At 44.1% G+C, this 9,232-nt stretch carries 13 protein-coding genes; 5 read left to right on the forward strand and 8 right to left on the reverse strand.

The genetic code is table 11. The features are described from left to right. The first annotated feature begins 187 nt into the window (after positions 1-187). From DW793_RS13130 to DW793_RS13150, 5 genes are all read left to right on the forward strand, one after another. Positions 188-892: a hypothetical protein gene (locus DW793_RS13130; protein ID WP_022287921.1), complete on the forward strand. Its 705-nt coding sequence runs from the start codon at positions 188-190 to the stop codon at positions 890-892. Positions 893-953: 61 nt separating this feature from the next. Beyond that, the gene (locus tag DW793_RS13135; protein WP_022287922.1) at positions 954-1,463 is read left to right on the forward strand and encodes a hypothetical protein; all 510 of its coding nucleotides are present in this window, start codon (positions 954-956) and stop codon (positions 1,461-1,463) included. 35 nt (positions 1,464-1,498) lie between these two features. Then, the gene (locus DW793_RS13140; protein ID WP_118158407.1) at positions 1,499-1,975 is read left to right on the forward strand and encodes a peptidylprolyl isomerase; all 477 of its coding nucleotides are present in this window, start codon (positions 1,499-1,501) and stop codon (positions 1,973-1,975) included. Between the two features lie 78 nt (positions 1,976-2,053). Then, positions 2,054-2,884: a hypothetical protein gene (locus tag DW793_RS13145; protein ID WP_118158408.1), complete on the forward strand. Its 831-nt coding sequence runs from the start codon at positions 2,054-2,056 to the stop codon at positions 2,882-2,884. Between the two features lie 28 nt (positions 2,885-2,912). Then, positions 2,913-3,266: a hypothetical protein gene (locus DW793_RS13150; protein ID WP_118158409.1), complete on the forward strand. Its 354-nt coding sequence runs from the start codon at positions 2,913-2,915 to the stop codon at positions 3,264-3,266. 49 nt (positions 3,267-3,315) lie between these two features. On the opposite strand, the gene DW793_RS13155 is transcribed toward DW793_RS13150, so the two are convergent. From DW793_RS13155 to DW793_RS13185, 8 genes are all read right to left on the reverse strand, one after another. Beyond that, positions 3,316-4,152: a prephenate dehydrogenase gene (locus DW793_RS13155; protein ID WP_118158410.1), complete on the reverse strand. Its 837-nt coding sequence runs from the start codon at positions 4,150-4,152 to the stop codon at positions 3,316-3,318. 96 nt (positions 4,153-4,248) lie between these two features. Then, the gene (locus DW793_RS15515) at positions 4,249-4,533 is read right to left on the reverse strand and encodes a hypothetical protein (RefSeq protein WP_252969898.1); all 285 of its coding nucleotides are present in this window, start codon (positions 4,531-4,533) and stop codon (positions 4,249-4,251) included. A gap of 41 nt (positions 4,534-4,574) precedes the next feature. Then, positions 4,575-5,537 (reverse strand): Sapep family Mn(2+)-dependent dipeptidase, encoded by a 963-nt coding sequence (locus DW793_RS13160; protein WP_252969899.1) that lies wholly within the window; start codon positions 5,535-5,537, stop codon positions 4,575-4,577. A gap of 2 nt (positions 5,538-5,539) precedes the next feature. Beyond that, the gene (locus tag DW793_RS13165) at positions 5,540-6,397 is read right to left on the reverse strand and encodes a metallophosphoesterase (RefSeq protein WP_118158411.1); all 858 of its coding nucleotides are present in this window, start codon (positions 6,395-6,397) and stop codon (positions 5,540-5,542) included. 15 nt (positions 6,398-6,412) lie between these two features. After that, on the reverse strand, positions 6,413-7,204 hold the full coding sequence (locus DW793_RS13170) for a patatin-like phospholipase family protein (protein ID WP_252969900.1): 792 nt from the start codon (positions 7,202-7,204) through the stop codon (positions 6,413-6,415). 172 nt (positions 7,205-7,376) lie between these two features. Beyond that, positions 7,377-7,895 (reverse strand): hypothetical protein, encoded by a 519-nt coding sequence (locus tag DW793_RS13175; protein WP_118158412.1) that lies wholly within the window; start codon positions 7,893-7,895, stop codon positions 7,377-7,379. A 14-nt stretch (positions 7,896-7,909) separates the two neighbouring features. After that, positions 7,910-8,506 (reverse strand): cache domain-containing protein, encoded by a 597-nt coding sequence (locus DW793_RS13180; protein ID WP_118158413.1) that lies wholly within the window; start codon positions 8,504-8,506, stop codon positions 7,910-7,912. After that, on the reverse strand, positions 8,503-9,021 hold the full coding sequence (locus tag DW793_RS13185; protein WP_118158414.1) for a MotA/TolQ/ExbB proton channel family protein: 519 nt from the start codon (positions 9,019-9,021) through the stop codon (positions 8,503-8,505). Before DW793_RS13185 ends, DW793_RS13180 begins: the two co-directional genes overlap by 4 nt. Positions 9,022-9,232 lie beyond the last annotated feature (211 nt).

Here is a 9,232-nt window from a genome sequence, read left to right on the forward strand (position 1 = left end):
GAATTTTATATTTATATTATATTAATGCGAAACAAAATGCACAAAAAGAGTTTAAAAAATCGTACAAAAAGTAACTGTCAAAAGGTTTGCAATTTTGGTGAAAATATTGTATAATAAATAAGTATAAGATGTCAGGCATAAAATGCCGATATCAGATCATCATGCCAATAAAAAAGGGGGAGATCTTATGGGTCTGTTCAGCAGAAAAAGCTCCGAGCCCAAAACATCGACACAGCCTAAAAAGCAGCAGATAAATGCTGATGATATATGGAACACTCCTGTGAAGAGAGCAGGCGGAGATACGGCTTTTGTGAAGGAGTCCAGCAGCGATAAGGTACACGCTGAGAAGATAACCGATACCATAGAGCCGGAAACTATCCGCAGCAAGATGGAGCAGCTTGAAAAAGAGCTGGCTGAAAAGAAAAACGATCCCGTAAAGACCTATGCCGACTACGACGTGAACCCAGTAGGACAGGCTGAGATAACCGATGCCCAGAGCGAGTATGAAAAGCTTTATGAGGAGGAACACGCAAGATTTGTAGCTTCTCATAAGGAGGATATAAGCGTGGCGTCCGTTGAGGGTATCGACTCAAAGCTTGAGGAGATATATAGGATACATGACGAGAAAGTGGCTCAGGAGAAGCGTGATACAGGCAATATCGAAGCCATAAGTGCAGAGACCACAGCCGCAAAGGTGGCTGAGCTTCCTTATGCAAAAAAGCCTGAGGACTATGCAGAGTATAAGGATATAAAGGGAATATCCGTCGATGAGGCTCTTGTGGAGGGTCTTGGCTCTGTTGACCACAGCGAGGACGACGACGCTATCGGCTCAGTATCGGAAGAGTTTTTGGCGCAGAAGGTGAAAGAATTTAACGAAAAATATGGCAGATGATCGGGGGGGTAAAGGCATTACTAGGGGTATTGCCAGAATAAATTGAATTGGAGAGATAAAATTGAAGATCAATACCGATAACCCTATCATAAAGTTTTCAGGCAAAGGCAAGCCGTTTCAGTATGATAAGTTGCTTTATGCTACATTAAATGAGTATATACTTGATTATAAGAACGCAAGACTTGATAAGCTTACCGATCAGGACGCTTCTATATGCCTTGCGAGAATAATAAGAAAAATGGAAGTCAATGACGTTCCTGTCCAGCAGTTTTTCCATGAAGAGCTTGAAAAGTGGAGCGAGCATACCAACTATGAAAAGATACTCAGACTTTGCGAGCTTATGGCAAAGGATATCTTCGGCTGTTTTGATAAGAACAGAGATGACGGCAACGGCGGCTTCTATAAAACAGACAGGCTCTATTGCGTAAATAATGACGGTGAAAGAGATTATATCGTCTGTGACGAGGTTGAGAAAAAGGGACTTTTCAAGAAAGTTCCAACTCCTGTCACATTGTATTTCAATGATCTTATGGAGAAAAATAAGCGTGGCGAGCTGCCAAAATCAAAGTAAATTTTGTATTAACAAATAATAAGGAGAGTATTAACATGGTAAATATAGAAATGGCAAACGGAAAGAATATCAAGATCGAGCTTTATCCTGACGTTGCGCCTATCACAGTTGCAAATTTTGAGAAGCTTGTTAAAGAGGGCTTTTATGACGGACTTATTTTTCATAGAGTTATCTCAGGCTTTATGATACAGGGCGGCGACCCGACGGGAACAGGCATGGGCGGTGCAAAAGAGAAGATAAAGGGCGAGTTCCTTGCCAATGGTGTTCGTAACGACCTCAAGCATACAAGGGGCGTTATTTCGATGGCACGTTCAGCAATGCCAAATTCAGCAAGCTCACAGTTCTTCATCATGCACCAGGACGCTCCTCTTCTTAACGGTCAGTATGCAGCATTCGGCAAAGTAGTCGAGGGCATGGACGTTGTTGACGAGATCGCAGCAGTTGACGTAAATTTCAACGATAAGCCGCTTGTAGATCAGGTCATGAAGAAAGTAACTCTTATTGAGGACTAATAAAAAGGAAAATCATGGGCTGCGGTCTTTATGGCGGCAGCCCTTGTTTACGGCAAAAAAATATCAGGAGAGTAAATAATGGATTTCAAGAAAGTAACAGTGGGATTTTTTGCAGCGGTCATGGCAATGACCTCAGTGTGTTTCGCTGATCCCGAAACGCCTGTGACAACCGATGTGCCAGCCACAGATCCTGTACCGGAAACAACCACTACCGCTCAGCCTCAGCGGGAGGACACTGAAACGACTACAACTACCACAGCTCAGACATGGGAAACCACCACATGGGGAACTACCACATCTTATTCCTATGTTCCGGACACTCCGACTTCTACGCCGACAGTTGTAAAGCTTGTGGTCAGCGAGGTAAAGGATAAAAAGTTCACAGCGAAAATAAATATCCAGTGCGACCACCTTATCTCAAACGCTTCTATCTCCGTGGGTTATGACGATAGCCTTGTAGAGTTTGAAAAGTGCGAAACCAATGATAAAGCAGGGGGCATGGCAGTTGACAACGCCTTTGCAGGTAAGTTTGTATATAACTATGTGAACGCAGACGGCACAGACTTTGACGGTGATTATGCGACCCTTCATTTCAAAGTCGCAGACGAAAAGCTCACCTCAACAGTGCTTTATCTCACAGTAAATTCCCTTGATGACGAAAACCTCAATGCCATATCAAATCAGGTAGAGAACGGTATCGTCAAGTATCAGGACGCTGCAGACGTTCAGCAGGACAACAGCGATTATATCGAAATAGACGTTGACTATTCCAAGTACCCTATCGCTCCCGAGGATATAGGGCTTACAGATGTTGAAAGCGTAACAGTAGCCAACGGCGAAGTGCTATATTCGAGATGGCAAGTTCCAGACCCTCAGCACAGGCGAAACAAAGATAGACATTGTTTATAAGGACGGCTCAGTAGGGCATTTTAAAATAGTGATAAAAGAACCTGAAGCCGTGAAGCTTGAAAGCTCAGAAGCAGAAGCGACCTCAAAAGCCGCAAGTCCGGTGTCGGAAGAAAAGAGCGGTTCATCAATGGGAGTTATTATTGGCGTGGTCTGCGTTTTGTGCTTAGCTCTTATTGCCGCTGAGTATCTTATGATAGTGAAAAACAAAACAGTAGGCGACAATAAGTCAGCCAACAAGGATAATGATAAAGATATCCACGATACAGACGAAAGCGACGATACCAATTTGTCCGAGCCTGACGAACCTGACGAAAATGAAGAGCAGGAAGAAACTGATAATACAGACGACGATACAGACACAGATAAAGAAACAGAAGAATAAACAAAAAGCGGTGCAGAGAATTGAACTCTGACACCGCTTTGTTTCCTATTTAGCTATTATTAGACAATTCCTTAAGCTCTCGACCCTCTTTAAGCAGGTCATGCAACCTTTGAGCGTCATTATTTGCAATAGCATCACGATACTCCGTTAATCTTGCGATTATATGCTCTATCTCGTCCACCAGTGGACCACGGTTCATAAGGAAAAGCTCCGTCCACATATCCTCGTTGAGTTTAGCCACTCTCGTAAGGTCTTTGAATGATCCTGCCGAAAAGCCTGCCTGCTTTAAAAGACTGGGGCTTTTTACATAGGAACTTGATACAACATGAGCAAGCTGAGAAGTGAACGCAATAACGCTGTCATGCTCCTCAACGTTTGATACAACGACCTTTGCAAAACCTATGTTGTATGCAAGCCTTGATATCTCCTGCACCACCCTCATAGGCGTTCTGTCAGTAGGCGTCATTATAAAGCTTGCTTTTTCAAAAAGATTGTCCACCGAGTATGCAAAGCCTGAAAATTCACGTCCTGCCATAGGGTGACAGCCGAGGAAGTTTACGCCGTTTTCAATGCAAATGCCCTCTACGGCTCTGACTATCTCGCCCTTTACTCCACAAGTGTCAAGAACGATACCGCCTTTCTTGAACTTGCCTGCATTCTCCGTGATAAATTTTATGGTAGCCTCAGGGTGAAGTCCCACAATAACAACGTCACAGCCTGCAAGGTCGTCAATGGCCATCTCTCCGTCGATAGCCTCCTGTGCCAGCGCCCCTGCTATCGTTCCCCTGTCAATATCTATACCGAAACAGCTTTCATGAGTGTTCTTTTTTATTGCCTTGGCAAGCGAACCGCCTATAAGTCCAAGTCCAACTATACAAATCTTCATTGTCCGTCATGCTCCCTTTGCTTTTACGCTTTTAAGCTTTTATGCAATAAAGTATACCACTAAAATCACACTTTGTCAAGAGCCATGCACACTCAATTATTCACCGCAAAGCTCTGCAATAGCATTAGCGTACATATTCAGATTTATTTTGAAAGTTTCCATGGAAATATGCTCGTCAGCTCCGTGCATATTGTTGTTTTCCTCAGGAAATTCCGCACCGAACGCAACACCGCCCTTTGTGTTGTGAACGTAGGTTATTCCGCCCTCTGCGATACATTTTCCCTTTTCGCCCTTGATCTTTTCGTATACCCTTAACAAGGTCTGAACGAACTCACTGTTTTCGTCCACATAATGCGGCTCCATGCCGTCAAGCTCGTCCACCTTGAAGCCCTTGCTCTCCAGTGCCGAAGTTATGATACCGCTTATCTCAGCAAGCGTCTTGTCAATAGGGAAGCGTATGTCGATACCGCCATGAAGCCTGCCACCCTCAGTTTTAGGATAGTCAGCGCACAGGTCATCTCGCCTGATACATCGTCTGAAAAACCAAGACCGCAGGATTTTCCGTTGCATTCTCCGTGTGGGAAAAGCTCAGCCAACCCACCAAGGAGAGCATTTTTATTTTTATATTCTGCCACAAATTTTGTCACCGCATTGTCGCCGTTTTCAGGTCTTGACCCGTGTGACGATTTTCCTCTGATGACCTTCTCACTGCCGTCAGCAAACTTCACAATGCACTTGTCAGGGATAGCATTTATAACGCTTCCACCATTTATCTCAGCTATCTTATCATCTGAAAATTCAGCAGAGAATGTAAGATGCACCATGCCCTTTTCGCAGTTGAGCACAGGAAAAGAGCCGTCGGGGGTGAACACCATTTCAGGGAAAGGCTGTTTGCTTTCATAATATTCCATGTCCTCACAGCCACCCTCTTCATTGCCGCCGAAAATAACACGGAAGTTCTTTTTTATAGGAATGTTAAGCTCTTTGATAGCCTTTACAGCCCACAGCACCGCAACGCTCGGACCTTTGTCGTCAATTGTTCCTCTGCCGAAAAGCTTTCCGTCAGCTTTAGTCAGCTTGAAAGGCGGATAGCTCCAGCCCTCGCCTGCGGGAACAGTGTCAAGATGCGAAAGCACAGCAAGCTTACATTCTCCGTTTTGGTAAAAATCACCGTGAACAGCATAGCCGTCAAAGTCCTTTGTTGTCATGCCGAGCTTTTCAAGATAAGCCTTTCCCCAGTCAAGAGCCTTGCGAGAACCCTCGCCAAATGGCTTAACAGGGGCGTTTATGTCGCCTACGCTCCCGATAGAGATTATCTCGTCAAGGTCACGTAGGATCTCCTCCATGTGCTTGTCAAAATATTCTGCAAATTGTTTCTGATACATATTTATTCCTGCCTTTCAAGTGTGCAAATCATTATTTCCGAGGGATTATTCAGTCTGAATTTACCAAGTCCTGCCGTAACAGCAAGCTTTGCCAATCCCTGTTCAGCGTCTAGTTTGTAAATCCCCTTTGTGTATCGTGGAAAGAATTTCCGTTCTGGAGAAAGTATTCCGCCAATAAAAGGCAATCTTATAACTCCCCCGTGGCAGTGACCCGAAAACGTCACATCTGCTCCCCAGTCCGCATAAGCACGGAACGCCAGCGGCGTGTGCGAAAGCAAAAAGTTACACTCGCTCCTGTCAGGCTCGCCTAAAAGCTTTGTAAGCTCGTCCTTTGTGATCTTCGGCAGGTCATTATGTGAAAAATCTTCGTTGCGGTAAAATCTTTGGGGAAGCTGAGTGCCGTATATATTGATGTGATCCTCGCCTATTTTTATCTGCTCCATATTGTTTCTCAGAATGTGTACTCCACATTCAGTGAGTTTCAAAGCAAGGGCTTCGGCATTATCCATGTTGTCAGTTTCATGGTTACCGAAAATATAATAGGTCGGTGCAATATGTTTTAGCCTTTTCATAAGGGCAAGCTTCGGTATCATGTCCGTTTCGTCACGGCTGTAAAGATCACCTGCAAAGAAAATAAAGTCAGGCTCGGCGGCAATACAGGAATTTACCAGATTGTTGAAATTATCCCCGTAACGCTTCTTGTGAAGATCTGCAAGAAGAAGTATCTTTTTACCAACAAAATTCTCAGGGAGCTTTGATACTTTCAGCTCATATTCGTTCACCCTTAGCTGTCTGTTTGAAATAAGCATATAACCGCCCAGAAATGCGGCGGCAACAAAAAGCGGCAGCTTGTATGACATTTTATTACCTCATTCCTACTTGCAAAGATATTTTTTCAGATCGTCCATTGCCCATTTTGCGTGGTTGTAGCCGTAATCGTAGAGCCTTCTCAGCTTTACAGGGTCGCCCTCTGTTCTTCCCACACCGAAGGTGGTCTTTGGTGTGAAAACAAAGACTTTCCCCTCCGCTTTAAGCTCCATAAGCTCTGCGATACATTTATTGTATCTCTCGGCTCTTGTGGCAAGGGCTTCGGCAAACTCAGGGTGCTTGTGATAATATTTCATGGCAAGCTTTGTGGCAGGCTCTTGGGTCTTAACATAGCCCTTTGGCCTGGTCAGCACAACGATATTTTTATCACAGCCTGCTTTTATTGCCTGCATATATGGTATGGAATCTGATATACCGCCGTCCATATATTTTTCGCCGTTTATCTCTATCTCAGGGAAAAGCAGAGGAAGCGCACAGGTGGCTCTAAGCAAATTCCAGTGGGTGTCATCTTTTGGCACGTCCATATACTCAGCCTTGCCGTTTTTTACGTTTGTAACAACTGCACAAAATCTGCCCTTGAAGTTTCTGTAGGCTTCATAATCAAAGGGAAGCTCAACATTAGGCACAACATTGTAGGCATAATCAAGGTTATAGTAGCATCGGTTTTTCGGATCGATAAGATGTCTTGCTCCCATGTATTTCTTTGTTCCCATGAACTCAGTTGCAAGGCGGAGATTTCTTCCTATCTGCCCTGAGCAGTAAGAAACGCCGAAAGCTGCTCCTGCCGAAACGCCTATAACATAATCGGCTATTATTTTATCTTCCAGCAGAGCGTCCATTATTCCGCAGGATAGACCGTTCTGCTGGCTCCGCCCTCTAAAGTAAGTCCAAGCATATAATTACCTCTGTTTCTGAAAAGAGGACGGCTTGACCGTCCCCCAATTTTATTTTATATCTGTATCCTTTAAAATTATGCAGAAAACGGGCGAAGGATGTTCGCCCTTACAGTTTTTATCTTACGGCTTCAGATGTTGTATCTGCCATGCTGTTATCCAAAGCTGAATTGTCAAGAACTGTTTCTGTGAACTCTCTGCCGTCGTCGGTAAGAGCCTTTTTAAGCTCATCCATAGCGTTCTTTGTTGCGTTGTCGTCTGTTATCCTTACGATAACATTGTCGCTCATAAGCTTCACTGTGGAAACAAGACTTTTAAGATCTACCACACGCTCATCGATTATATAAGTGCTTCCTGAAACCTTGATGTCATAAAATTCCTTTGGCGCTGCTGTTGTTGTGGTAGTAACGGAAGCTTCATTGGAGGAAGCACTTACGTCCTTGCCGTCCCCTGAGCCTTCGCCTTTTCCACCGCCTAGTCCAAGTCCAAGATACTGCATTATAAGAATAAGCGCCGCAATGATAATGACGATCAGCATGATACTAAGAAGCTTTTTCTTCTTTTTCTTTTTCTGCTTTTGTCTTTGTTTTTCAAGGTCACTGCGGTAGAGCTTTTCAACATCGTTCTGAATACTCATTTTTATTGTCCTTTCTATTTGGAAGTGTTTATGTATGTAAAGTAAACATTTTCGTATTTGTCTGACACAGCCTGCACAGCGTTTTCCACTGTTCTCATGTTACGATAAAGCACAGCGTCACCGTCATAGACCACTGCCGCAAGCATTACTTCACCGTCTGCTGCACCGAGTCCTTCAAAAAGAGATATGAGCCTGCCTGAGATATCTTCATCAGGGGTCACGGTCATAATATCCTCATCATTTCGGGAAATATACAGCTTATCAGTGCCGTTTTCATTTCGCATATCAAGTGAGATAAGCATACCCTGAGTGTAGCCGTCAAGCGCCTGCTGATTTTTTGCGGCATTGCTGTTAATGTTCTCAGCCTTTTTATAGGCTTCATCTATCTGCTTTTGCATATTCTCACGGAGCTTTTCAAGCTCGTCAGCGGACTTTTGCTTCTGCTCCTCAAGCTGTTGAGTGACAGCCTGCACCTGAGCTTTTGCGTCCTCTTTCTGACTGTCGGCAGATGCGGAAACATCGGTCATGACCCAGAAAAGCATTATCATGATAACATCGAGCAGGGAAGTCAGCTCAAGGACTATGCCCTTATTTTTCCTGAAACCATTCATGGCTGTTCACCGCTTTGGGAATGTTCAGCGTTGTTTCTTTCAAGATAGAGCTGAACATTTTTCTCGTTATCCTCTATTTTTGCAGAGATTATGCCGTCAAGAAATTTGAAGATTATAGCAAAAACAAGTCCCCAAAAAGTGGAGGTCAAAGCGCCATAAAAATTATCCTGAACGTTTGTCATATCGCCCACCATACCGAGGAGAGATATAACAGTGCCGAGGATACCCAAGAGAGGGAAAATCCCTGTGAGATTTACGAACAGAGAATAAAGGCTTCCTGTGCGGTTGCGCATAGAAACGATATCTGTTTCACGAATGTCCGAAATATCGCTGTCAGCCTGACGGTGGGAAGCACCTGAGTCGGGAACGAAGATGTTAAGATGAAGCTTGTTGTAGAGAACATCAGCCGATTTTTTAGTGAGATAAAAGACGAGGGCGGTCGCGACTGCAACCAAGAAAATTATCATGTCGAAGCCGAAAAAGTTCATAAAAATTACGGAAAAGAGTTTTTTCATGGATAAGACCCCCTATAGAGATAATGATAGCACATTTTGAGGTAAATTGCAAGATGTGGGGGCGGATTTTTAGTGAGGAGGGGAGGAATGAGGAATGAGGAGTGAGGAATGAGCATAGCAGACCAAAGTAAATTGCAAGCATAAAGTAAAATAAAGCACCGAGCGAAGCGAGAGATAAAGCGCACGCTCAAGCCCGGCGCTAGAGGGCTTG

The organism is Ruminococcus sp. AM31-15AC (genome assembly GCF_003462045.1).
Lineage (GTDB): Bacteria > Bacillota > Clostridia > Oscillospirales > Ruminococcaceae > Hominimerdicola > Hominimerdicola aceti.

What these genes read in the sequence shown, in the direction of transcription:
- DW793_RS13130 (WP_022287921.1), top strand. Translation starts at nt 188, where the DNA reads ATGGGTCTGTTCAGCAGAAAAAGCTCCGAGCCCAAAACATCGACACAG.
- DW793_RS13140 (WP_118158407.1), top strand. Translation starts at nt 1,499, where the DNA reads ATGGTAAATATAGAAATGGCAAACGGAAAGAATATCAAGATCGAGCTT.
- DW793_RS13145 (WP_118158408.1), top strand. Translation starts at nt 2,054, where the DNA reads ATGGATTTCAAGAAAGTAACAGTGGGATTTTTTGCAGCGGTCATGGCA.
- DW793_RS13155 (WP_118158410.1), bottom strand. Translation starts at nt 4,152, where the DNA reads ATGAAGATTTGTATAGTTGGACTTGGACTTATAGGCGGTTCGCTTGCC.
- DW793_RS13160 (WP_252969899.1), bottom strand. Translation starts at nt 5,537, where the DNA reads ATGTATCAGAAACAATTTGCAGAATATTTTGACAAGCACATGGAGGAG.
- DW793_RS13165 (WP_118158411.1), bottom strand. Translation starts at nt 6,397, where the DNA reads ATGTCATACAAGCTGCCGCTTTTTGTTGCCGCCGCATTTCTGGGCGGT.
- DW793_RS13170 (WP_252969900.1), bottom strand. Translation starts at nt 7,204, where the DNA reads ATGGACGCTCTGCTGGAAGATAAAATAATAGCCGATTATGTTATAGGC.
- DW793_RS13175 (WP_118158412.1), bottom strand. Translation starts at nt 7,895, where the DNA reads ATGAGTATTCAGAACGATGTTGAAAAGCTCTACCGCAGTGACCTTGAA.
- DW793_RS13180 (WP_118158413.1), bottom strand. Translation starts at nt 8,506, where the DNA reads ATGAATGGTTTCAGGAAAAATAAGGGCATAGTCCTTGAGCTGACTTCC.
- DW793_RS13185 (WP_118158414.1), bottom strand. Translation starts at nt 9,021, where the DNA reads ATGAAAAAACTCTTTTCCGTAATTTTTATGAACTTTTTCGGCTTCGAC.